We start from the raw sequence: 21,708 nt of genomic DNA on the forward strand, positions 1-21,708 counted from the left end.
CGAACTGGCGCCGCACTTGCTCCGTAAGGCGGCAAGCGACCCAATTCGAGAAAGCCGCCGCCTCATGTTCCAGAAGAAGAAAGACGCCCCCGCCCCGCTGGCCCTGGAGCCGCTGGCGGTCGCTCCGGCGCCCGCCCCGCAGGCCCAGGCCGCCGCGCCCGCGCCGGCGCCGCGCCCCAAGCCCGCCTCGCTGATCGCCCAGGGCCTGACCATCCGCGGAGACGTGTCCGGCGACGGCGAACTGCACCTGGACTGCATCGTCCAGGGCGACATCAAGGTCGGCAAGCTGGTGCTGGGCCCGAACGGCCGCGTGGAAGGCTCGATCGCCGCCCAGGCCGTCGAGATTCACGGCAAGGTCATCGGGGCCGTCGCCGCCCGCCAGGTGCGCCTTTACGGCACCGCCAAGGTCGAGGGCGACATCGCCCACGAGCAACTGGCCATGGAAAGCGGCGCGGACTTCCAGGGCCGCAGCGTCAAGTTCACCCGTCCTGCGCCGCAACCGGCCCCTGCCCCGGCGCCCGCGCCGGTCCAGACCGCCGCCCCCGCGACTTACGCGCCCGCCGTCGGCTGATCCCCTGGCAACCGGGCGGTGCGTCCGGGTATTGTTCGGATCGAAGCGCTTCGCCGCGCATCGCTTTTCGGGACAGTACGCCGATGACGACCACCGCCCGCCTCGCCCTTCTCCTGGCCGTCCTCGCGGCGGCCGGCTGTTCGCGCAACGACGACAAGGCCGCCGCCCCGGCCGCCGGCGCGAGCGCCCCGTCGGCGCAGAGCGAAGCGGCCCCCGCGGCCGGCGGGCCGCCCAAGACCCTGCGCGCCGGCCTCTGGAAGACCACGGCCGGCACGCCCAGCGGCGAACAGAGCACCACCCAGTGCGTCGGAGAGGGCCACGATCCGGCGGCCGAGGCGGCCAAGGCTGCGCCCTGCGGCGCGCCCCAGGTCACGCCCGTCATCAACGGCTTCACGATCGAGCTGACCTGCCGCAAGGACGCTATCACCTACAGCCTTTCCGGCGTCGTGAAGGGCGACTTCGAAACCCGCACCACGACCGACCTCGAGATGAAGGTCCAGGCCTACGGCGCGTCCAAGACCATGCGGCTGCACAGCGAGAGCGTCTATGTCGGCCCGTGCGAGGCCAAGGGCGACGAACAGGCCGCCGCGCCCAAGACCTAGTCGCCAGGCTTAGCCCAAACACCTTATGTGGCTCGTGCGCCACAAACGCCCAGCTTCGCAAGGAACGTCGCTTTTTTGCAGGAACGGCAAGGCTTGTAGGTTCATTGTCATCGCATGGGGGTTCCGTGAGTTCGAGGAGCCGATGACGATGAGCGGTCCGCATCTGACCGTCGTGCCGGAAGAAACCGCCGGCGCCGAAGTCTACAATCTGACCCGCGGGCCGGAGACGACGGCCCAGCGCCTGCAACGCCTGCAACAAGAAGCCCGCCAACTGGCCCGAGAAGAAGTCGAGGCCCTTGAACGGGACCTGATCGCCCTGGCCGAGCGCGCCCACCAGATCGCCGAAGGCGGCGAAGCCTATGCCGTAGGCCTTCGTGAGATGGCCTCTCGGCTGTCGTCCGATCTGCCGCAGAAGGCCCAGACACTGCGCGCCATCCTGGAACGCACGTCTCGCGACTGACCTCGAAAAGAAAACGGCCCGGAAGCAGAACCTCCGGGCCGTCGAATTCCAAAAGCTCGATCGCTGCGGACCTTAGAGGCCCGGCAGCTTAATCTTGCCCTGCTTGTCGCGGCTGATGATGATCGCGCCGCCGCCGGTCAGGGTCTTCAGGCGCGCCTCTTCGGCGGCCGCGTCGACCGGCACCGGGGCCGTGGCGCCGGCTTCCGCCGCCGTCACCGCGCCAGCGGTCTTGTCGTCCTTGCGCCAGAACATGACCTTCTTGGCGAAGCTCTCGTCCTTGTGGGCCAGGTCGCCGTTCTCGTCGTCGACGACGAAGCGGATCAGCGGGTCGGCCTTGTCGACGCCGGCCTTGGAGACCAGCAGCTTCTCGCCGTCCGTACGGTTGGCGGCCAGGCTCTGGCCCAGCAGCGCCTGACGGGCGGCGCTTTCCGGCTGCAGTTCCTGCGGGCGCGGTTCGCCAGGCGCCGGCGGGCGCAGGCTGTAGTCGGGCGGAACGACGAGCGGAGCCTTGGTGACGACGCGGAACTCGTCGGGGACCACCTTGCTCATGCCCAGGGCCTTCGAGGCCGACTGGCAGCCGGCCAGACCGGTGGCGGCCACGGCGGCCAGCACGCTCAGGGTCGCAACCCGGTTGAACTTCATGAACCCATGCTCCAGCGGCCGCCCCCGGGGCCGAAAATCGGACGCCCTCGATACGACATCCGAAGGCGGGCGCCAATGTCCTTCGGATTTGTGGCCTTGCTTGGGCGCTAAGCCCTGGTTTGGCCCCTATTCCGTCTGGTGCGACAGCTTCTTCTCTTCACCGATGAAACTGTCCAGCAACAGGAAAGCGACACCGATCGAGATGCCCGAGTCGGCGACGTTGAACACCCACGGGAAATAGAGTCGCGACACGTCGATGAAGTCGACGACGTAGCCGTAGATCACCCGGTCGATCAGGTTGTTCCCGATCGCCCCGCCGATGATCATGCCCAGGCCCAGCGCCGTCAGCGGCCGAACGGCCTTGCGCGCCCAGACGCCCAGGCCGATCACCACCGCCGCCGAGAACACCGTCAGCAGCCAGCGGCCCCATTCGGCGTGGTCGCGCAACAGGCCAAAGCTCATGCCGTAGTTATGGACCATGGTCAGCTTGACCGGACCCAGCAGCGAGGCGCTGGAGCCCTGGGCCGAGCCCAGCAGGCCCAGCACCCAGAGCTTGGAGATCTGGTCGAGCACCACCGTCGCGACGGCGACGGCGTAGGCGGTCCAGCCCAGGCGGGTGATCTTCAAAGCGGCCAAGTGCGTTCCATCCCGATCTTCCTTCTCCCCTTGCGGGAGAAGGTGGCCTGCGCAGCAGGTCGGATGAGGGGTCGCACCGGCGGCGCCGTGCGCGGCTGACCGCGCCTTCAACCCCTCATCCGTCGCCTGCGGCGACACCTTCTCCCGCAAGGGGAGAAGGAAACTAAATCGCGCCCTTAAGCCCGCGCCGCGTCCCAGAGGGCCACGGCTTCGGCGTCGCGAAGGCTAAGCTCCGGATAGCGGGGGTCGGTTCCCACTTCCGGCAGGATGCGCCACGAACGGGCGCACTTCTGGCCCTCGGCCCTGACCGGATCCACCGACACGCCCTTGACCTCGTCAATCGCGAACGCGCCGCCCTCGCCGGCGACCAGGGTCGCGGCGCTGGTGCGGAACACTTCGGCGGCGTCCAGCCCCTCGAACGCGGCCAGAAGATCGGCGTCGGCGATGTAAACCACCGGCGCAGCCTCAAGGGCCGAACCGATACGCTTTTCGCGTCGCTCCACCTCCAGGGCGCCGGTGACGACGCCCGTGACGGTCTCGACCTTGGCCCAGCGGGCGGCCTCGGCCTGGTTTTCCCAAGCGGCCGGCGTTTCCGGGATCACGCGCAGGGCCACCGGGCCGGCTTCGGGGAACCGGGTCGTCCAGGCCTCTTCCATCGTGAAGCTGGCCAGCGGGGCCAGCCAGATGGTCAGACGGTCGAACACGTAGTCCAGCACGGTGCGATAGGCGCGGCGGCGCAGTGCCGTCGGCGCGTCGCAATAGAGGCTGTCCTTGCGGATGTCGAAGAACAGCGCCGAGAGATCGCCCTGGCAGAAGTCGACCAGCGGGCGGACCACGTCGCTGAAGCGATAGGTCTCATAGGCGGCCTTCACCTGGCCATCCAGCTCCCACAGGCGGTGCAGGATGAACTTCTCCAGCGGGGGGAACTCGGCATAGTCGCTGACCCGCTCTTCCTCGGTGAAGCCGGCCAGAGCGCCCAGCAGGTAGCGCATGGTGTTGCGCAGCTTGCGATAGGCGTCGGTCGTGGTGGCCAGGATCGTCTTGCCGATCCGTTGGTCCTCCGAATAGTCGACCATGGCCGCCCACAGCCGCAGGATCTCGGCGCCGGACTCCTTGGTGATGGCCTGGGGCTCGATCGTGTTGCCCTTGGACTTGCTCATCTTCTCGCCGTTCTCGTCCATGGTGAAGCCATGGGTCAGGACGGCCTTGTAGGGCGCGCGGCCGCGCGAGCCGCAGCCTTCGAGCAGGCTGGACTGGAACCAGCCGCGGTGCTGGTCGGAGCCTTCCAGGTAGAGGTCGGCCGGCCAGGCGCTGTCCTCGCGCCCCTCGATGGTGAAGGCGTGAGTGCAGCCGCTGTCGAACCAGACGTCGAGGATATCGACGACCTTTTCGTACTGGCCCGGGTCGTGGTTACCCAGGAAGTCGGCGTCGGGGCGGGTGAACCAGGCGTCGGCGCCGCCCTCCTTGATGGCGGCCAGGATGCGGGCGTTGACGTCGGCGTCCACCAGCGGGTGACCGGTGTGCTTGTCGACGAACATCGCCAGCGGCGTGCCCCAGTTGCGCTGGCGGCTGATCAGCCAGTCGGGACGCGTCTCGACCATCGCGCCGATGCGGTTGCGGCCTGCGTCGGGATGGAAGGCGGTATCGGCGATGGCCTGGACAGCCGTCTCGCGCAGGGTCTTGCCGCCCAGGCTTTCGACCTCGTGGTCCATGCGGATGAACCACTGCGGGGTGTTGCGGAAGATCACCGGAGCCTTCGAGCGCCAGCTGTGCGGATAGCTGTGCGAGACGCGGCCGCGCGCCAGCAGGTTTCCAGCCTCGATCAGCTTGTCCATGACCGCGCCGTTGGCGGGGCCGAACTTGCCGATCTTCTTGCCCTCGGTCTCCAGCACCTTGAGGCCGGCGAACAAAGCGACCGACGGATAATAGGCGCCGTCCGGGTCGACGGTGTCGGGGATCTCGCGATGACCGTGGGCCAGCCAGACCTGATAGTCGTCGGCGCCATGGCCCGGCGCGGTGTGAACGAAGCCGGTGCCCGCGTCGTCGGTCACGTGGTCGCCGGCCAGCAGCGGCACGGCGAAGCCGTAGTGGCTGTCGAGGTCGGCCAGCGGGTGCGCCAGCACCATGCCCTCGCAGTCGACGCTCTCGATCTTCTCGAAAGCGGCGACCTTGGCGGCCTTGAAGACCTCCTCGGCCAGCTTTTCGGCCACGATCAGGCGATCGCCCGGCTTAGCCCAGGGCTCGAACTCCAGACCTTCCTCCAGCGCCTTCACCTCGAAGACCGCGTAGGGGATATCGGGATTGTAGGAGACCGCTCGGTTGGCCGGGATCGTCCAGGGCGTGGTCGTCCAGATCACCAGCTTGGCGCCTTGGGTCGCGTCCGAGCCCTCGACGACCGGGAACTTCACCCACACCGTCGGCGAGACATGGTCGTGATACTCGATCTCGGCCTCGGCCAGGGCCGTACGCTCGACCGGGCTCCACATCACCGGCTTGGAGCCGCGATAGAGCTGGCCGCTCAGGGCGAAGCGGTGGAATTCCTCGACGATCTTGGCTTCCGAGGCGAAGTCCATGGTGGCGTAGCGGTTCCACCAGTCGCCCAGCACGCCCAGGCGCTGGAACTCGACCTTCTGGGCCTCGATCCAGCCGGCGGCGTAGGCGCGGCACTCGCGGCGGAACTCCTCGGCCGGGACCTCGTCCTTGCGGCGGCCCTGGCTGCGGAACTTCTCCTCGATCTTCCACTCGATCGGCAGGCCGTGGCAGTCCCAGCCCGGCACGTAGTCGACGTCGTAGCCCAGCGCGAAGCGCGAGCGGACCACGAAGTCCTTCAGCGTCTTGTTCAGCGCGTGGCCGATATGGATCGCGCCGTTGGCGTAGGGCGGACCGTCGTGCAGCACGAACAGCGGGGCGCCGTCGGCCTGGCGCCTGGCGCGGACGGCGCCGTAGAGGCCCTTGTCGGACAGGGCCGCCCAGCCCTCCAGGATCTCGGGCTCCTTCTTGGGCAGGCCCGCGCGCATCGGGAACGGCGTGTCGGGAAGAAAGACGGTTTCGCGGTAGTCGCGGGCGGGCGCGGCGTCATCGGCCATGGGAAGGCTATCCAGCTCTGGAATGTCGGGAGAGGGGCGGGTGAACCCGGCGCGCGCTGGAGGTCTCGTCCTGCGGCGTCACGCCGGGCGGATAATTCGCGCGATCTTCCGAACGAAACTCATGGAGCGAGGGGATAGCAGAGCGGGCGCGGCCCGCAAAGGGGAAGCCGCAAAAGGAAACGGCCGCCTCGGTTTCCCGAAGCGGCCGCCCTGTCGTCGATGCTCGAAGATCAGCCCAGCTTCGCCAGCTCTTCTTCGCTGATGTCGGCGCTGGAATAGACGTTCTGGACGTCGTCGTCCTCGTCCAGGGCGTCCAGCAGCTTCATCAGGGTGGCGACGCTGTCGCCGGTGACCTCGTTCAGCAGCTTCGGCTTCCAGACGATCTTGGTCGAGGAGGCTTCGCCGAACTTGGCTTCCAGGGCCGACGACACTTCGTTGAGGTCCTCGAAGGCGGTGTAGACGGTGTGGCCCGAGCCCTCTTCGCCCATATCGCTCTCGACGTCCTGGGCGCCGGCCTCGATGGCGGCTTCCATCATGTCGTCTTCGCTGGCCTTGGCGGCCGGATACTCGATCTGGCCCAGGCGGTCGAAGTTGAAGGTCACCGAGCCGGTGGCGCCCAGATTGCCGCCGTACTTGGAAAACAGCGAGCGGACGTTCGACGCCGCGCGGTTCTTGTTGTCGGTCAGAACTTCGACGATCACGCCGACGCCGCCGGGGCCCATGCCCTCGTAGCGGATCTCGGTGTAGTCGGCCGCGTCGCCCATCTGCGACTTCTTGATGGCGCGCTCGATGACGTCCTTGGGCAGGCTTTCGGCCTTGGCGTTGTTCACGGCCAGGCGCAGGCGCGGGTTCATGGCCGGGTCGGGCAGGCCCGTCTTGGCCGCCACGGTGATTTCACGCGACAGCTTGGAGAACAGCTTGGAGCGCGCGGCGTCGGCGCGGCCCTTGCGGTGCATGATGTTCTTGAATTTCGAGTGGCCGGCCATTCGGAGGCTCTTCTCTGATCTGACGATGGAATGGGTTGGCGGCGCTTCTACCGCCTGGAGATGCATCTTGTCACCCCAGGCGGCGCTCGCGTCGCGCCCATTCCATCGTTGAAGCGCGATCAGGCGACCTTCAGCTCCACCACCACGTTGCCGCGGGTGGCCTTGGAGTAGGGGCACACCAGGTGGGCCTTGTGCAGCAGGTCCTCGGCCACGGCGCGGTCGACCTCGGGAGCGTTGAGGGTCAGGCGCACGCCGATGTGGAAGCTGACGTCGTCCTTGATGAGGTCGACCTCGCTGTCGAGGCTGTGCTCGCCCAGCTTGACGTTCTGATTGCGGGCGACCAGGCCCAGCGCCCCGAGGAAGCAGGCCGCATAGCCGGCGGCGAACAGCTGCTCGGGATTGGTGCCCTCGCCGTTGCCGCCCAGCGACTTGGGATAGCCCAGTTGCACGTCCAGGTGACCATCGTCGGTCTTGGCGGTTCCCTGGCGCCCGCCCACGGCGTGAGCCTTGGCGGTGTAGACGGCGGTATCGGTCATTGAGGGCTCCTGTGCTTGCCTCGGAAGGAGGTTGGGCCGGAGATCGTGACGGATGCAAGCGTGAGTGGATTGTATGGATTTGCCCCTCTCCCGGAGGGAGAGGGAGGGACCCATGCGCAGCATGGGAGGGTGAGGGGTCACGCCTTCAGCCGGAGCGCCGCGCCGATAGCCAGCAGCACCTCGCCAGGGTCGGTCAGGACGAACTCATTGCCGAAGCGCAGCACGCGATAACCACAGCGCTGGAGAGCCACGGTCCGCTCCATGTCGTGAAGCTCGCGATCTTCGTGGGAAGCCCCATCGAGCTCCACGATCAGGTTCGCATCACGACAGACAAAATCAGCGAAGTACCGATCGATCGGCATCTGGCGACGGAACTTGAACCCGCCCAGGCGGCGACCACGCAACAGCGCCCAGAGCTTTTCCTCGGCGAGGGTCTGGGCGCGGCGCAGGCGGCGGCGTTGGCGAGCTTGTCCATGACGCCAGCTTGAGGGGCGACATGAAGACAGCAAGCAGAGGAATCGGGGTTTTCGCGGTTGGCGGCGTCACCCCTCACCCTCCCACCGCTTCGCGGCGGGCCCCTCCCTCTCCCCTCCGGGAGAGGGTTTCTAGACCTGCGGAATGCTCTGCTTCAGCCGCCCGCCGACCCGGATCGGCTCGACGCGGACGGCCAGACCCGTGCGGTCGTCGGTCTCGACGAACACGCCGCAGACCGTGGCCGGGCCGCTGGCGGGCTGGTAGCGGCCGCCGCTGATCTTGGTGGTGAAGCGCCGCAGGGGCTCTTCCTTCTGGTTGCCGATGACGCTGTCGTAGTCGGCGCAGGCGCCCGCGTCGGTCTGGTAGGCGGTGCCGCCCGTCAGGATCTGGCAGTCGGCGGTCGGCACGTGGGTGTGAGTGCCCACCACCAGGCTGGCGCGGCCGTCGCAATAGTGACCCATGGCCATCTTCTCGGAGGTGGCCTCGCAGTGCATGTCGACGATCACCGCATCGGCGACCTGGCCCAGCGGCGCCTTGTCGAGTTCGCGGTCGGCGGCGGCGAACGGATCGTCCATCGCGTCCATGTGCACCCGGCCCAGCAGATTCACGACAAATACGGTCTTGCCGCTGTCGGTCTGGAAAAGGTGGCTGCCGCGGCCCGGGGCGTCGGACAGGACCGGATAGTTGGCCGGACGGATCAGGCGCGGCTCGCGCACGATATAGGTCAGGGCCTCGCGCTGGTCCCAGCTGTGGTTGCCCAGCGTCAGGCAGTCGGCCCCGGCGTCGAACAGCTCGCGCGCGGTGTTCTCGGTGATGCCGAAGCCGGCGGCGGCGTTCTCGGCGTTGATGATGACGAACTCAAGGCCCAGTTGGCGACGGAGGCCCGGCAGGTGGTCGGCCAGGCCGTCGCGGCCCGACTTGCCGACGACGTCGCCGAAGAAAGCAAAACGCATGATCGATCAGTCCTTTCGGACCTCGATATACTCGTTTTCGGTCAAGATCGCGTCCAATCGTTGATCGTGTCGTTCGTCGGGCAGGCCATGGGTCTCCTGGCCCTTGTAGGCGAGGCCCAGGACGAAGACCTCCTTGCGACCGCGCAGGGCCTCCAGCGCCCGGTCGTAATAGCCCCCGCCCTGCCCCAGACGCCGGCCCTCGCGATCCCAGGCCAGAAGCGGCGTGATCACCAGGTCGGGCTGAACGACGGCTTTTTCGGCGATCGGCGCGACCAGGCCGATCGCGTCGCGGGCCAGGGGCTCCCCCGGGGTCCAGGCGCGAAAGACCATCCGCCCGCCCTTGCCGTGCGGATCGGCGCCCTCGACGCTGGGCAGGGCCAGCGACCAGCCCTGCTCGGCCATCCAGTCGGCCAGGGCGCGGGCGGAAACCTCCGAGCCCAGACCGTGATAGAGCGCGGCGACCTTGCCTTTCGGATCCGGGAAACGCGCCGACAACGGCTCGCGCGCCACGTCCACCGCCATCCAGTCGGCTTCGGGGTGTTCAAGGGCCAGTTGCTTGCGGCGATTGCGCACGAAGACGCGCAGGGCGGCCTTGGCGGCGGCGGGATCGGCGATGGTCATCACGACCTTCTAGCCGAACGACGGGCATAAAGGGAAAGGGTGGCGGCGCCGCGAAGAACCGTGAAGACGTTTCAATCCACTCGAACCTGTTAGATACAGGTGGGCTCCGTGTTCCCGCAGCCACGGCCACGGGAGGGAACAGATCCCGATAGAGAGATTAAGGTCCCTGGGATTAGAAATCTTCGACGAGAGCCGCAGCACGACCCGCCGCCTGACAAGATAGGGGTTCGGAGGCTTCGGCGATAGGGCCCTATTCCGGAATCGATGTCGCAGGCGTCGCGCCCACGTCTTCGCGCCCTGCCTCCGCCTGCCTGCGGAAGTGGTGCAGCACCCGCTGCTTGTTGGCGTGCACCGCCCATTGCGCCATCGGCGTCCAGTAGGCGGCCGGCGCCAGATCCAGGTCGTGGTGCGTGGCCAGGGTCAGGCGGCTTCGCCCGCCCGGCAGCGGCGTGATCGAGAAGCGCGCGTCGCGGGTGCGGAAATAGCCGTTCATATGCGGCGCGTTCACCTGCTCGTAGGGCGAAAGCTCCTTCAGCGACGGCGGATCGCTGAGCACGATGAAGTCCAGCCGCCTGCCCGGCTCCCAAGCGGTGACGCGCTCATAGGCCACACCGGTCGAGAAGACGCCGCGACGGATGGCGCCCACGCCCTCGCCCTGGATCTCGCCCCGCATCGGATAGGCCAGCCCCCAGCGGAAGGGCGCGGCGGGAGCCCCGGGGATCGGGCCCATGTGCACCACCGAGTCCCAGACGGCGGCGGGCGGGGCGGCGATCTCGATCGACTCCACGCTCTCGAAGTCGTCGCGCGGCGGCGCCAGGGCCTCGCCCGCCAGCAGGATCGGCAGCACCGCGACGCTGGCGAGGGTGGTTCCTCGCCCTGGCCGCCCCATGCCGGCCAGGCTGCGGCCGGTCAGCGCCCCGATCCAACCCATCAGCGCGATCAGAGGCGAGGCCATCACCAGGCAGATCAGGCCTTCGAACGCGAATCCGATCAGCGCCAGTCCTCCCAGCAGGAAGGCGCTCGAGACCAAGCCCGACGTCCTCAGCCTGCTCGCCTGCTCCGGCCTGTTGGCGATGTATCCGATGACGAGGGCGATCACGAATGGCGCGGCCAAGAACAGGGTGTACCCGTAGGTTCCGAGCAGCAGGACCGAGAACGCGACCACCAAGAGGGTAAGGCCAACGCCCGCCAGCAGGCCGAACGCCACCGTGCGGGCGGCCCGCGACGGCCGGTCTTCGAGCGGCCCGCGCCGCGCGGGCGCCGCCGCCAGCCAGGTGATCACCAGCAGCTGCAGCACCGGCGTGATGGTCAGGATCGGGATCCAGGAGGGGCCCCGGACGTAACGGGCGCGCCGGAAAGCCAGGCCGATCAGCAGCGCGTCCGCCGCCAGCGTCACGACCACGCCCACGGGCAGCGTCGCGGCAGCCAGGCTCTCACGTCCCATGAAGGCTCCGAACACCAGCTCGCGACCAGGATTGATCCAGATCCACAAGGGCGGAACGGTCGGCTCGCGCGACCACCACACGAGCGCCAGAAGGATCAGGTGCTGACCGAGCAGAACCACGAACGAGACCAGCATGTAGCGCGCTCCGCCGAAGAGCCCCTCGAAATTGAACCGCGCCATGCCTGCCCCCGGAACGTTGACGCTGGAACTCAGCCCCCACAGATAAATAGCTAATTCCTTAAATACCTATCGTCAAGCGATACGCCAGACGACCGCGGCTGGGCGTTGGATTGGTCACGGAAGGAAACCTTCGCGCCCGGCGCGTCACGACGCGGGCGTCAGCTCTGGCCCGCGCCTGCCCGACATCCTCAAGAGAGAGGCAGGGAGCGCCCTACCCCGCCGCCAGCTTCTCGATGCGCTCGGCCGCGGCGTCGATGGCCTTGATGGCTCGGATTTCGACGCGGGTCTGTTCGTTCTGCAGACGGGCCAGTTCCGACTGGTTGTGGGCCAGTCGCAGCTTCAGGTCCGACAGCTCGTCGGCCAGCAGCAGGGCGCCCATCAGGAACAGGCGCGTCTCGCCCAGTTGGCCGACCTCTTGGCTGACCTGACGAACCTGGCGGTCGAACAGGCGCGCGATCTCCAGGAGGTGGGCCTCCTGGCCGTCTTCGCAGCCGACGCTGTAAGGACGGCCGTTCACGTGGATGGTCAGTTGCGCCATGGGCTCAGGCCTTCGCGGGCGGGTCGGGGTCGAACGGCGGGTCGTCCTCGTCGTACAACGCTTCAGGTTCGTCTTCGGCTTCGTCCTCGACGAAATCGGCGGGCGCGGAGCCCTCCTCGTCGTCGTGGACGCCTTCGCCGATCAGGCTCTCGTCGCCCAGGGCGGCGCGGATCTCGGCGATGGCGCGGCCCAGGGCCTCGCTGGCCTGCTCGCCGGCCTCCTCGAGGGCGCGCTCGCGGACGCGGGCAGCCTCCAGATCGGCGGCCAGCCGCGCGGCCTTCTCGACCACCGCGGCGTCGGTCGCGGCCGGCGCGGCGGCGAACAGATCGCCCGACGCCGGCTGGGCGGCGGCCTGCGCTCGCTCGGCCCGTTCAGCGGCGATTTTCTGCTCCAGGTTCGCGACAGCGCGCTCCAGCCGCCGTGCGGCCAGGTCGAGGGCGCTTCCTTCGCCCGGTGTCATCGGCAAGTTCCCATCATGCGGCGCAACATATAGATCGTCGCCGACTTCGCCAGCCGGCGTGACCACAATTGGGCGATGTAACGAGCGTCACAACAATAGCTAATGTCTTGTGAGCGTTCCTGGGGTTGACTTCGCCGCTTTCGACCGCGAAACCCCCTGCAAAATCAAGGAACGCCGCTCGCTTCCGAGCGGGTCCGATCGTGAGGAGAAAGACCACATGGCCCTTCGCGTCGCCATTAACGGCTTTGGCCGTATCGGCCGCCTCGTGCTGCGCTCCATCGCCGAGCACGGCCGCCGTGACATCGAGGTGGTGGCGATCAACGATCTGGGCCCGGTCGAGACCAACGCTCACCTGCTGCGCTACGACAGCGTCCACGGCCGCTTCCCCGGCGTCGTCACCTCGGGCGAGGACTGGATCGACGTCGGCACCGGCAAGATCAAGGTCACTGCGATCCGCAACCCCGACGAGCTGCCGCACGGCGACCTCGGCGTCGACATCGCCTTCGAATGCACCGGCATCTTCACCGCCAAGGACAAGGCCGCCCTGCACCTGAAGGCCGGCGCCAAGCGCGTGCTGGTTTCGGCCCCGGCTGACGGCGCCGACAAGACCATCGTCTACAAGGTCAACCACGAGACCCTGACCGCCGACGACATCATCGTCTCGAACGGCTCGTGCACCACCAACGCCCTGGCCCCGGTGGCCAAGGTCCTGCACGACCTGTTCGGCATCGAGCGTGGCTACATGACCACGATCCACAGCTACACCGGCGACCAGCCGACGCTGGACACCATGCACAAGGACCTCTACCGCGCCCGCGCCGCGGCCCTGAGCATGATCCCGACCTCGACCGGCGCCGCCAAGGCCCTGGGCCTGGTCTTGCCGGAACTGAAGGGCAAGCTGGACGGTTCGTCGATCCGCGTCCCGACCCCGAACGTCTCTGTCATCGACCTGAAGGTCGTCGCCGGCCGCGAGACCTCGATCGCCGAGATCAACGCCGCGCTGCAAGCCGCCGCCGACGGCCCGATGAAGGGCGTCCTGGCCGTGACCACCGACCCGCTGGTCTCGAGCGACCTCAACCACATCGCCGCCAGCTCGACGGCCGCCCTGCCCCAGACCCAGGTCATCGAGGGCAAGCTGGCCCGCGTGCTCAGCTGGTACGACAACGAATGGGGCTTCGCGACCCGCATGAGCGACACCGCTCTGGAAATGGCGAAGTTCCTTTAAGGCCTTCAAAAACCCCCGCCCCGAAAGGGACGGGGGTTTTCCTTGGCCTCTCGCGGGGCCGCCCTCGTCCTTCGACAGGCTCAGGATGAGGGCTACTCAGATGCCCGCTCTTGGATCCTCATCCTGAGCCTGTCGAAGGACGAGGATCCAACGCACAGACTTTCAGGATTTCATCCATGACCTTCCGCACCCTCGACACCGCCGATCTCGCCGGCAAGCGCGCCCTGGTCCGGGTGGACTTCAACGTGCCCGTCGACGGTGGCCGGATCACCGACGACACCCGCCTGCGCGCGGCCCTGCCGACCATCCACTACCTCTCCAAGCAAGGCGCCAAGGTCGTCCTGCTCGCCCACTTCGACCGCCCCAAGGGCAAGGTCGTGCCGGAGATGAGCCTGGGCTTCGTGGCCGAGCCGCTGAGCAAGCTGCTGGAACAGCCGGTCGCTTTCGCCTCGGACTGCGTCGGTCCGGCCGCCGCTGAAGTGATCAACGGCCTGGAAAACGGCGGCGTGGCGCTGCTGGAGAACGTCCGCTTCCACGCCGGCGAAGAGAAGAACGATCCCGAATTCGCCAAGGCCCTGGCCGCCAACGGCGACGTCTACGTCAACGACGCCTTCAGCGCCGCCCACCGCGCCCACGCCTCGACCGAGGGCCTCGCCAGGCTGCTGCCGGCCTATCCGGGCCTGGCCATGCAGCGCGAACTCGAAGCGCTCGACGCCGCGCTGGGCAACCCCAAGAAGCCGGTGATCGGCATCGTCGGCGGCTCCAAGGTCTCGACCAAGCTTGATTTGCTCAACAACCTGGTCGCCAAGCTCGACCGCCTGGCCATCGGCGGCGGCATGGCCAACACCTTCCTCTACGCCCAAGGCCACGACGTCGGCGGCTCGCTCTGCGAAAAGGACCTGGCCGACACCGCCCGCGAAATCATCGCCAAGGCCGACGCCGCCGGCTGCGAGCTGCTGCTTCCGGTCGACGTTGTGGTGGCCAAGAAGGTCGCTCCGGGCGTCGAGACGGCCGTGCGCGAACTCGGCGAAGTCCAGGCCGACGACCTGATCCTCGACGCCGGCCCGGAAAGCGCCAAGAAGCTGCTGACCGCCATGGACCAAAGCGTCACCTTGATCTGGAACGGCCCGCTGGGCGTGTTCGAGGTGCAACCTTTCGACGAAGCGACCGTTTCGGCGGCGAAACACGCCGCGGCCCTCGCGAAATCGGGTAAGACCGTAGCGGTTGCCGGCGGCGGTGATACCGTCGCGGCGTTGAATCACGCGGGCGTGTCGGCCGACTTCACCTTCGTCTCGACGGCGGGCGGCGCGTTCCTGGAATGGATGGAGGGCAAGACGCTTCCGGGCGTTGCGGCTCTCGAAGCCTAAAGGGAGGATCCCGGCGAGCCGAGGACGGCCACGGGACCAGCATTCAAGTCGGACGCCCCGCCCCGAGCCTTTCGGGAGCCGGGGCTTCCGCTCTCGGGACGCCGGACGAGGAACCGGCCCCGAGAAATCAGGGCAAAGAACGCAAAAGCGTCGCGCCCCAAGAACAAGAACCAACCCAACGACTTCAAAGCTTGCAGGAGAAATACGTGGCGAGGATCACGCTTAGGCAGTTGCTGGACCATGCGGCGGAGCATGAGTACGGGCTGCCCGCCTTCAACATCAACAATATGGAGCAGGGCCTGGCCATCATGGAGGCCGCCGACGCGGTCGATAGCCCGGTCATCATCCAGGCCTCGCGCGGCGCGCGGAACTACGCCAACGACATCATGTTGGCCAAGATGATCGACGCCCTGGTCGACATCTACCCGCACATCCCGGTCTGCATGCACCAGGACCACGGCAACGGCCCGGCGACCTGCGCCACGGCGATCCAGTACGGCTTCACCTCGGTGATGATGGACGGCTCGCTGATGGAGGACGCCAAGACCCCCGCCAGCTACGAGTACAACGTCGACGTCACCCGCCGGGTGGTCGAGATGGCCCACGCCTGCGGCGTGTCGGTCGAGGGCGAACTGGGCGTACTGGGCTCGCTGGAGACCGGCATGGGCGAGGCCGAGGACGGCCACGGTTTCGAGGGCAAGCTTAGCCACGACGAGCTGCTGACCGATCCGGACCAGGCCGTCGACTTCGTGCAGGCCACCGGCGTCGACGCCCTGGCCATCGCCATGGGCACCAGCCACGGCGCCTACAAGTTCACGCGCAAGCCGGACGGCGACGTCCTGGCCATGAACGTGATCGAGGAGATCCACCGCCGCCTGCCCAACACCCACCTGGTGATGCACGGTTCGTCGTCGGTGCCGCAGGAACTGCAGGACATCATCAACGCCTATGGCGGCGAGATGCCCCAGACCTGGGGCGTGCCGGTCGAGGAAATCCAGCGCGGCATCAAGCACGGCGTGCGCAAGGTCAATGTCGACACCGACAACCGCCTGGCCATCACCGGCGCCGTGCGCAAGATCCTGATCGAGAAGCCGCACGAGTTCGACCCGCGCGCCTATCTCAAGCCCGCCAAGGACGCCATGCGCAAGGTCTGCCAGGACCGCTTCGAACAGTTCGGTTCGGCCGGCCATGCCGGCAAGATCCGCGCTCTGTCGACCGCGGCCATGGCCAAGCGCTACATCTCGGGCGAGCTGAACGCCAAGTTCGGCGCTCCGGCCGGCAAGGCCGCCGCCGAATAAGCCTTTCCGCCCAGGCGGAAACGAAGGCCCTTCCGGTTCGCCGGGAGGGCCTTTTTCGTCTCATGGCGCTTTCCGGACATTTCTTGCTGACCGCCCAGGCCAACAGCTGCCAGAGCTTTCCGCGCCGTGATCGCCGCCGTCCTAAAGCGCGGCTAGCCGGTTGAGGGCGGCGCCGGCAAGGCCGCACAACAGCACGCCGCCCAGGTACCAGAGGCCCACGAAGACGAAGGTCGAGTGCGGGCAATGCAGGCCGTAGACGCTGGCGGCCACGCCGCCGGCGAAGACTCCGGCCGCGAAGCCCGCCAGGATCGGACGCTCGCTCTCGACGCCGCGCAGCACCGTCAGGGACAGCAGCAGGGTCGGCAGGGCCAGGGCGATGATGTTGAAGAAGCACGCACCCACGGAGGCTGGCGAAAACAGGCGGGCCAGCCTGGCCGGCTCCAACTGCGTCGCCTCGGTGGCCCCGCCGACGGCGAAGATCAGCAGCGCGATGACGGCTACGACGATCGCCGTGGGCGCCGGCGGACCGCGGCGGATCAGACGGACGAGGCCGTCGAAGCCGGCAGCCGCGAGCGCGGCGGTATAGGCCATCTTCAGCCAGAAGAATGGCTGCTGGTGCGCGACTTTTATATCGGGGCGCAGGTCCAGCCAGAAGAAGACCAGCAGCAGGGCGGTCAGGCCGCCCGCGACGCCGATCTCGGCCAGACGCCAGGCCGGCCGCGTGGCTTTCGGCCGCCACGCCGACGCGTCGGGCCTCCGCACGGCGAGCACGCCGTCGTCATAGGTCGCGTCGTCGAAGGCCAACCGCTTCCCCCCGCAACAGGCTTGTTTTCTGCCGCCCGTCCCCTGGCGGCGCGCTCGTGAGAGGCGATCTCAAAAGCCGGGGCGAATGCGTAAAGGTTAGGCAGAGGAAGTCAATACCACCGTTCTGCGAGCCCTGTGGAGCGCCTGTGGACACCATATCAATGCACGGTTGAGCGGCGCCGTGAACCGTGAGTGCGCAGCCCGGCGCCTCATCTGGCGGCGAACGGCTCGCTCTGTTGCCGCCGGTCGACCGCCATGGCCAGGGCGACACCGATCGCGTAGCAGGCCAGGTCCTTGAAATCGAACACCCCTCCGAACACTACGCGCGCCCAACGGCTGGCGCCGAGACCCACGAGGTCGAGAATATGGAGCGCCTGGCCGATCTCGACCACCGCCCCCAGGCCGAAGGCGCCCGCGGCCGCACCGATCCGCCCCAGGGGCGTCACGCCACGCAGGCCGAAATAGACCATCGCCGTAGCCAGCACGTCGCCCATGTAGGGTCGCACCAAGGCATCGCGCACGAACAGCGCGATCACCACCTCGACCGCGAAAAGCGCGATTGCGAGCGCCAGATAACCGAAGCGAATCCGCATGACCTCTCCCACCCCGAAGGCTGGGAGAAAGCCGCGCCGGCACGTCTAGTGCAAGGTGGGACGAACCGGCGAGCGGCGCCACAGCTGGGCGGTCAGGGCGTTGGCCACGCCCAGCCAGCCAAGATCCGGCGCCGACGCGCCCCCGACCTTTCGCGCCTCCACCGCATAGGCGGCCGATGCGCCCAGCGAGGCCGTGGCCACCGCCAGCTGGCCGCCGCCCCGTTTCGTGCCGAAAGCCAGCCACAGGGCGTTGAAGCCCTGGGTCAGGCTCCACAGCGTCAGGGCCCGGGTCCGGGCGGGGCTGGACGGCGCGTTCCAGGTGCGCAGGCCAGACAAGGTCATGGCGATGAACAGCGGCGGCAGCAGCAGGCTGGTCAGAGGCTTGGGCTGATGGGCGACCGGCTCGTGCATCTCGGCGTAGCCGACAGCGTATTCCTCGTCGTCGATCACCCGCTCGTGGCGGCGGCCCAGCAGCGAGGCGGCCAGGACCGCGCCGCCCGCCAGGGCCAGGCCGATGGCCAGCTGGGCGCCGGCGCTGTTGCCGCTGGTGTCCGGCTGGAACGCTTCGCGGCCAGGCAGGGCGCGGGGGGCGTACGGCTTGCCGGGGGTGATGCGCATTGACGGACTCCTCGTTAACTCGGAACCCTAAACCGTCCAGTTTCCGGCTTGGTTCCAGATGAACAGCGCCCCCGCGCCCATCCTGCAACGTCCCGCGCGCGTCGTCGAGATCGAGACGATCCGCGACCTCGAACGCGCATCGGCCCAGCGCTTCCTGGGCCTGATGGACGCCGTCGCCGCCGACGAGCCGACGCCCGCACCGCTTCTGGCCCGGCGAATCGTCGAGGGCGGCCTGCTGGTCGCCGAGATCGGGGAAACAGTCGCCGCGTTCGTGATGTTCCGCCAGTTGGAGGGCGGGCTCTATGTGGAACAGCTGGACGTGCTGCCCGCCTTGGCCGGCCGGCGCATTGGCGCAGCCCTGCTGGACGCCGTCGCCGAGCGGGCGAACGGCGGCGACCTGACGCTATCGACCTTCCGCGACGTGCCGTGGAATGCGCCCTACTACGCCCGCTTGGGCTTCGAGGTGGTGCGCGACCTGACTCCCGGCATGGCCGCGATCCGGACCGAGCACCTGGCGCGGGGCCTCGACGAGGACGCCCGGGTATTCATGCGCCGGCGATCCTAGCGGGGCAGCAGCGAGATCGCCGTGCTGGCCACGGTGCTGACCGGCAGGGCCTTCAGGTCCGGCGACTTGATCACCGCCACATGGCCGCGAGGGCCGCACAGGGCCGGATCCGAGGCGTCGGAGAACAGGGCGATGGTCGGCGCGCCGGCCGCCGCCAGCAGGTGGGTGGGACCCGTGTCGTTGCCGACCACCAGGGCGGCCTTGGCGCCGAGCACCGCCAGCTGGGCGAAGTCGGTGCGTCCGGTGAGGTCGCGGGCCTGGCCGGCCGCCTTCTGGATCTGGCGCGCCATGGCGCTTTCCTGCGGACCGCCGATGATCACGATGTCCAGCCCCTTGGACTTCAGCAGCGCCGCCAGCTGGGCGTAGCTCTCGACCGGCCAGCGCTTCTCGGGCCGGTGGGCCGAGCCGCCGGGCACCAGCAGCACATAGGGCTTGGGCGTCACGGCGCCGGCGACGGGGCGGGCGTCCTTGTGCTTGCGCAGGATCCACGACAGGTCCGGCGGCGGGGCGCTGCCCGGCTCGGTCGGCGCATCGGGCCAGATGCCGGCCTGACGCAGTTGGTCGGCGTGCCGCTCCAGCGTGTGCATGTGCTGGCGGGCGCGGCCGCGCTGGGGCAGGCTCGCGCCCTTGGCGATCCCCGACCACTGCGGCGGGAATGGGCGCAGGGCCTGGAAGTACCAGCCGGTGCGGTTGTTGGTCTGCAGGTCGTAGACGCGGTCGTATTTGGCCTTGCGGATGCGGCCCAGCATCTTGAACAGGTCGCCCGCGTCGCTGGGACGGCCGTCGACCTCGACGGCGTTGAAATAGGGCGACAGCCGCGCCAGGGCTTCGAAAGGCGGCGTGGTCAGCAGGGTGATCTTGGCGCGCGGGTGGGCCTCGCGGATCTTCTTCATCGCCGCCAGGGCCAGGACGAAATCGCCCAGCGCGCCCAGCTTGATGACCAGGACCTTCTTGATCTCCTTGCTCAACCCTTCGACTCCGAAACTCCCGCCCCGTTCCCCCGGGCGGCCATGACGCGCGCATAGACCTTAAGGGTCGCCTCGACCATCGCGTCCACAGAATACAACCGCCGGGCACGCGCGCGAGCGGCCATGCCCATCGCCTGGCGCCCGGCCGCGCCGGCCTCGCAGGCGTCGTTCAGCGCCTGGGCCCAGGCCTCTACGTCGCCCGGCGCGGCCAGCCAACCGGTCTCGCCCGGAACCACCGTCTCGCGCGTGGCGCCATGGTCGGCGGCGATCACCGGGCGGCCCATCACCTGCGGCTCGACCGCCGTGCGGCCGAAGGCCTCCGGCTCCAGCGACGGGGCGATGGCCAGGTCCGCCAGCAGATAGGCGGCCGGCATGTCGTCGCAGTGGCCGACAAGCCTGACGCTGTCTTCCAGTCCGGCCTGGGCGATCATGTGCTCCAGCTCGGCGCGATAGCCCTTGCGGCCCTGGTCGTCGCCGGCCAGCAGCAGCAGCACGCGCGCATCGCCCAGCGCCTTGAGGCGGGCGACCGCCTGGATGGCGAGGCCCTGGCCCTTCCAGCGGGTCAAGCGTCCAGCCAGCAGCACCTTCAGCCGCCGCTCGTCGCCGGCCACGCCCCAGGCCTTGCGCAGGGCCTCGACCCGCTCGCCCGAGACGAAGCTGGGCTCGAAGCGCGCCAGGTCCACCCCGCGCGGAATGGCCACCACCCTGTCGGGATGGATGCCGTGCTCGGCGATGACGTGGGCGCGGGTGTAGTCGGAGTTGGCGATGACCAGGTCGCCCTTGGTCATCACCGCATTGTACCAGCGCTTCAGCGCGGACTTGGCGTTGTAGACCCCGTGATAGGTGGCCACGAACGGAACCTTGGTGGCGTGCGCCGCCCACAGGGCCGGGAAGGCCGGGGCGCGCGAGCGGGCGTGGACCAGGGTCACCTTCTCGCGGCGGATCAGGTCGATCAGGCGGGCGGCGTTGCCCAGCATCACCAGCGGGTTCTTCGACTGAGCCGGCATCTGGGCCAGACGCCCGCCGTCGGCCTCGAGCCGCGCGGCCATGCGGCCGCCGCGCGTCGCCACCAGGGCCTTGCCGCCCTGGGCCACCACGCCATGCGCGACGTCGATCGTGGTCTGCTCGGCTCCGCCTGTTTCCAGTTCCGGAGTCACCTGCAGCAGGGTGAAATCATCGGGAAGGATGGACACGCCGCGCTCTGAAGAGGTTAGGAGGGGTTAGTTAGCGAAACGAACAAGGCCGCGCCATGACCGAAGTCCGTGATTTCCACCTGCGCGAGGAAAATCAACGTCTCGCCTACCGCAGGATCGACGGCGAGGGCCCGACGGTCGTGTGGCTGGGCGGATTTCACTCCGACATGACCGGCACGAAGGCTCAGGCGCTGGCAGACCAGGCCCTGGCCACGGGCGGATCCTATGTGCGGTTCGATTATTTCGGCCACGGCGAATCGTCGGGCGCTTTCAAGGACGGCACGATCAGCCGCTGGCGCGCCGACGCCTTGGCGATCATCGACGAACTGACCGAAGGGCCCCTGGTGCTGGTCGGCTCGTCCATGGGCGGGTGGCTCGCGTGCCTGGCCGCCATCGCCCGGCCCGAGCGGGTGAAGGCCCTGGTGCTGATCGCGCCCGCCCCCGACTTCACCGACAAGCTGATGGAGCCCGAGCTTTCCGACGAGGCCAGGGCCGCGATCGCCCGCGATGGTTTCTGGATCCGCCCGTCCGAGTACGACGACGGCGGCTACGCCATCACCCGCGACCTGCTGGAGGACGGCGCCCGCTGGTCGATCCTGCCCGGCCCCGTGCCGATCGAGGTTCCCGTGCGCGTGCTGCAAGGCGGAGCCGACGCCGACGTGCCGTGGACCCACGCGCTGGAACTGGCCAACGCCCTCAAGAGCGACGACGTGGTGTTCTCGCTGATCAAGGACGGCGACCACCGCCTGTCGCGCCCGCAGGACCTGGAGCGCCTGGTCGCCGCGGTCGCCGAGGCCCGCGTGCTGGCCACGCCCGTCGACGACGATCCGGTGGCCCGTCGCCTGGCCCGCGCCGCCCGCGCCCGCTCGGCCGGCCAGGCGCCGGCGG

The 21,708-nt window shown here is 68.5% G+C and carries 24 protein-coding genes, 1 other RNA gene and 1 pseudogene; 8 read left to right on the top strand and 18 right to left on the bottom strand.

What is annotated here, in order from left to right; genetic code table 11:
* Positions 1–64 precede the first annotated feature (64 nt).
* From DDF67_RS05850 to DDF67_RS05860, 3 genes are all read left to right on the top strand, one after another.
* On the top strand, positions 65–571 hold the full coding sequence (locus tag DDF67_RS05850; protein WP_109099985.1) for a bactofilin family protein: 507 nt from the start codon (positions 65–67) through the stop codon (positions 569–571).
* An 83-nt stretch (positions 572–654) separates the two neighbouring features.
* Positions 655–1,173, top strand: coding sequence for a DUF3617 family protein (locus DDF67_RS05855; RefSeq protein ID WP_109099986.1), 519 nt, complete (start codon positions 655–657; stop codon positions 1,171–1,173).
* Positions 1,174–1,321: 148 nt separating this feature from the next.
* Complete coding sequence (locus DDF67_RS05860; protein ID WP_109100011.1) at positions 1,322–1,633, top strand: hypothetical protein; 312 nt, start codon at positions 1,322–1,324, stop codon at positions 1,631–1,633.
* A gap of 72 nt (positions 1,634–1,705) precedes the next feature.
* Here the strand turns inward: DDF67_RS05860 and DDF67_RS05865 are convergent, their stop codons facing one another.
* The 12 genes from DDF67_RS05865 to DDF67_RS05920 form a co-directional block, all read right to left on the bottom strand.
* Positions 1,706–2,275, bottom strand: coding sequence for a DUF3035 domain-containing protein (locus DDF67_RS05865; protein WP_109099987.1), 570 nt, complete (start codon positions 2,273–2,275; stop codon positions 1,706–1,708).
* A 126-nt stretch (positions 2,276–2,401) separates the two neighbouring features.
* A complete protein-coding gene (gene lspA / locus DDF67_RS05870) occupies positions 2,402–2,911 on the bottom strand; it encodes a signal peptidase II (RefSeq protein ID WP_109099988.1) in 510 nt (169 codons plus the stop codon).
* 176 nt (positions 2,912–3,087) lie between these two features.
* The gene (ileS, locus tag DDF67_RS05875) at positions 3,088–5,997 is read right to left on the bottom strand and encodes an isoleucine--tRNA ligase (protein ID WP_109099989.1); all 2,910 of its coding nucleotides are present in this window, start codon (positions 5,995–5,997) and stop codon (positions 3,088–3,090) included.
* A gap of 230 nt (positions 5,998–6,227) precedes the next feature.
* Positions 6,228–6,983: a YebC/PmpR family DNA-binding transcriptional regulator gene (locus DDF67_RS05880; protein WP_109099990.1), complete on the bottom strand. Its 756-nt coding sequence runs from the start codon at positions 6,981–6,983 to the stop codon at positions 6,228–6,230.
* A 119-nt stretch (positions 6,984–7,102) separates the two neighbouring features.
* On the bottom strand, positions 7,103–7,519 hold the full coding sequence (locus DDF67_RS05885; RefSeq protein WP_109099991.1) for an organic hydroperoxide resistance protein: 417 nt from the start codon (positions 7,517–7,519) through the stop codon (positions 7,103–7,105).
* Between the two features lie 137 nt (positions 7,520–7,656).
* Entirely contained in the window at positions 7,657–8,028 is a 372-nt protein-coding gene (locus tag DDF67_RS05890; RefSeq protein ID WP_109099992.1) for an endonuclease domain-containing protein, read from the bottom strand.
* A gap of 96 nt (positions 8,029–8,124) precedes the next feature.
* Complete coding sequence (locus DDF67_RS05895) at positions 8,125–8,946, bottom strand: TIGR00282 family metallophosphoesterase (protein ID WP_109099993.1); 822 nt, start codon at positions 8,944–8,946, stop codon at positions 8,125–8,127.
* A 6-nt stretch (positions 8,947–8,952) separates the two neighbouring features.
* Entirely contained in the window at positions 8,953–9,567 is a 615-nt protein-coding gene (locus DDF67_RS05900) for a 5-formyltetrahydrofolate cyclo-ligase (RefSeq protein WP_109099994.1), read from the bottom strand.
* Between the two features lie 41 nt (positions 9,568–9,608).
* A non-coding RNA gene (gene ssrS / locus DDF67_RS05905) (6S RNA) lies at positions 9,609–9,771 on the bottom strand.
* A gap of 46 nt (positions 9,772–9,817) precedes the next feature.
* A complete protein-coding gene (locus DDF67_RS05910) occupies positions 9,818–11,191 on the bottom strand; it encodes a hypothetical protein (protein WP_109099995.1) in 1,374 nt (457 codons plus the stop codon).
* Between the two features lie 211 nt (positions 11,192–11,402).
* A complete protein-coding gene (locus tag DDF67_RS05915; RefSeq protein ID WP_058348093.1) occupies positions 11,403–11,729 on the bottom strand; it encodes a cell division protein ZapA in 327 nt (108 codons plus the stop codon).
* 4 nt (positions 11,730–11,733) lie between these two features.
* Positions 11,734–12,189, bottom strand: coding sequence for a DUF4164 family protein (locus tag DDF67_RS05920; protein ID WP_109099996.1), 456 nt, complete (start codon positions 12,187–12,189; stop codon positions 11,734–11,736).
* A gap of 217 nt (positions 12,190–12,406) precedes the next feature.
* On the opposite strand from DDF67_RS05920, the gene gap reads away from it, so the two are divergent.
* A complete protein-coding gene (gap, locus tag DDF67_RS05925; RefSeq protein ID WP_109099997.1) occupies positions 12,407–13,414 on the top strand; it encodes a type I glyceraldehyde-3-phosphate dehydrogenase in 1,008 nt (335 codons plus the stop codon).
* A 43-nt stretch (positions 13,415–13,457) separates the two neighbouring features.
* Here gap and DDF67_RS26395 read toward each other — a convergent pair.
* Positions 13,458–13,570 (bottom strand): annotated as a pseudogene (locus tag DDF67_RS26395) (hypothetical protein); the annotation flags it as partial.
* A gap of 20 nt (positions 13,571–13,590) precedes the next feature.
* Here DDF67_RS26395 and DDF67_RS05930 point away from each other — a divergent pair.
* Both DDF67_RS05930 and fba read left to right on the top strand, forming a co-directional pair.
* Positions 13,591–14,781 carry a phosphoglycerate kinase gene (locus DDF67_RS05930; RefSeq protein ID WP_109099998.1) on the top strand — a complete coding sequence of 397 codons (1,191 nt, stop codon included), beginning with the start codon at positions 13,591–13,593 and terminating at the stop codon, positions 14,779–14,781.
* Positions 14,782–14,987: 206 nt separating this feature from the next.
* On the top strand, positions 14,988–16,079 hold the full coding sequence (fba, locus tag DDF67_RS05935; protein WP_109099999.1) for a class II fructose-bisphosphate aldolase: 1,092 nt from the start codon (positions 14,988–14,990) through the stop codon (positions 16,077–16,079).
* 141 nt (positions 16,080–16,220) lie between these two features.
* On the opposite strand, the gene DDF67_RS05940 is transcribed toward fba, so the two are convergent.
* From DDF67_RS05940 to DDF67_RS05950, 3 genes are all read right to left on the bottom strand, one after another.
* Positions 16,221–16,883 (bottom strand): DUF1109 domain-containing protein, encoded by a 663-nt coding sequence (locus DDF67_RS05940; RefSeq protein ID WP_109100000.1) that lies wholly within the window; start codon positions 16,881–16,883, stop codon positions 16,221–16,223.
* A 209-nt stretch (positions 16,884–17,092) separates the two neighbouring features.
* Complete coding sequence (locus DDF67_RS05945) at positions 17,093–17,476, bottom strand: ribosomal maturation YjgA family protein (protein WP_109100001.1); 384 nt, start codon at positions 17,474–17,476, stop codon at positions 17,093–17,095.
* 45 nt (positions 17,477–17,521) lie between these two features.
* Positions 17,522–18,094 carry a TspO/MBR family protein gene (locus DDF67_RS05950; RefSeq protein ID WP_109100002.1) on the bottom strand — a complete coding sequence of 191 codons (573 nt, stop codon included), beginning with the start codon at positions 18,092–18,094 and terminating at the stop codon, positions 17,522–17,524.
* Between the two features lie 58 nt (positions 18,095–18,152).
* Here DDF67_RS05950 and DDF67_RS05955 point away from each other — a divergent pair, with 58 nt between their 5' ends.
* Complete coding sequence (locus tag DDF67_RS05955; RefSeq protein WP_109100003.1) at positions 18,153–18,659, top strand: GNAT family N-acetyltransferase; 507 nt, start codon at positions 18,153–18,155, stop codon at positions 18,657–18,659.
* Here the strand turns inward: DDF67_RS05955 and DDF67_RS05960 are convergent.
* Both DDF67_RS05960 and DDF67_RS05965 read right to left on the bottom strand, forming a co-directional pair.
* A complete protein-coding gene (locus tag DDF67_RS05960; protein ID WP_109100004.1) occupies positions 18,656–19,627 on the bottom strand; it encodes a glycosyltransferase family 9 protein in 972 nt (323 codons plus the stop codon). The two genes, DDF67_RS05955 and DDF67_RS05960, sit on opposite strands and share 4 nt — an antisense overlap.
* Complete coding sequence (locus DDF67_RS05965) at positions 19,624–20,820, bottom strand: glycosyltransferase family 4 protein (protein ID WP_109100005.1); 1,197 nt, start codon at positions 20,818–20,820, stop codon at positions 19,624–19,626. The genes DDF67_RS05960 and DDF67_RS05965 overlap by 4 nt, the downstream gene beginning before the upstream one ends.
* A gap of 56 nt (positions 20,821–20,876) precedes the next feature.
* Between DDF67_RS05965 and DDF67_RS05970 the strand changes: the two genes are divergently transcribed.
* A partial coding sequence (locus DDF67_RS05970) for an alpha/beta fold hydrolase (protein ID WP_109100006.1) occupies positions 20,877–21,708 on the top strand: 832 nt, incomplete at its 3' end.

The organism is Caulobacter endophyticus (genome assembly GCF_003116815.1).
Classification (GTDB): domain Bacteria; phylum Pseudomonadota; class Alphaproteobacteria; order Caulobacterales; family Caulobacteraceae; genus Caulobacter; species Caulobacter endophyticus.

Coding starts and splice junctions, on each gene's coding strand:
- DDF67_RS05910 (WP_109099995.1), bottom strand. CDS start 11,191: ATGGCGCGGTTCAATTTCGAGGGGCTCTTCGGCGGAGCGCGCTACATG.
- DDF67_RS05930 (WP_109099998.1), top strand. CDS start 13,591: ATGACCTTCCGCACCCTCGACACCGCCGATCTCGCCGGCAAGCGCGCC.
- DDF67_RS05860 (WP_109100011.1), top strand. CDS start 1,322: ATGAGCGGTCCGCATCTGACCGTCGTGCCGGAAGAAACCGCCGGCGCC.
- DDF67_RS05850 (WP_109099985.1), top strand. CDS start 65: ATGTTCCAGAAGAAGAAAGACGCCCCCGCCCCGCTGGCCCTGGAGCCG.
- DDF67_RS05955 (WP_109100003.1), top strand. CDS start 18,153: ATGAACAGCGCCCCCGCGCCCATCCTGCAACGTCCCGCGCGCGTCGTC.
- DDF67_RS05855 (WP_109099986.1), top strand. CDS start 655: ATGACGACCACCGCCCGCCTCGCCCTTCTCCTGGCCGTCCTCGCGGCG.
- DDF67_RS05915 (WP_058348093.1), bottom strand. CDS start 11,729: ATGGCGCAACTGACCATCCACGTGAACGGCCGTCCTTACAGCGTCGGC.
- DDF67_RS05900 (WP_109099994.1), bottom strand. CDS start 9,567: ATGACCATCGCCGATCCCGCCGCCGCCAAGGCCGCCCTGCGCGTCTTC.
- gap (WP_109099997.1), top strand. CDS start 12,407: ATGGCCCTTCGCGTCGCCATTAACGGCTTTGGCCGTATCGGCCGCCTC.
- ileS (WP_109099989.1), bottom strand. CDS start 5,997: ATGGCCGATGACGCCGCGCCCGCCCGCGACTACCGCGAAACCGTCTTT.
- DDF67_RS05865 (WP_109099987.1), bottom strand. CDS start 2,275: ATGAAGTTCAACCGGGTTGCGACCCTGAGCGTGCTGGCCGCCGTGGCC.
- DDF67_RS05880 (WP_109099990.1), bottom strand. CDS start 6,983: ATGGCCGGCCACTCGAAATTCAAGAACATCATGCACCGCAAGGGCCGC.
- DDF67_RS05945 (WP_109100001.1), bottom strand. CDS start 17,476: ATGCGGATTCGCTTCGGTTATCTGGCGCTCGCAATCGCGCTTTTCGCG.
- DDF67_RS05950 (WP_109100002.1), bottom strand. CDS start 18,094: ATGCGCATCACCCCCGGCAAGCCGTACGCCCCCCGCGCCCTGCCTGGC.
- DDF67_RS05885 (WP_109099991.1), bottom strand. CDS start 7,519: ATGACCGATACCGCCGTCTACACCGCCAAGGCTCACGCCGTGGGCGGG.
- DDF67_RS05920 (WP_109099996.1), bottom strand. CDS start 12,189: ATGACACCGGGCGAAGGAAGCGCCCTCGACCTGGCCGCACGGCGGCTG.
- DDF67_RS05895 (WP_109099993.1), bottom strand. CDS start 8,946: ATGCGTTTTGCTTTCTTCGGCGACGTCGTCGGCAAGTCGGGCCGCGAC.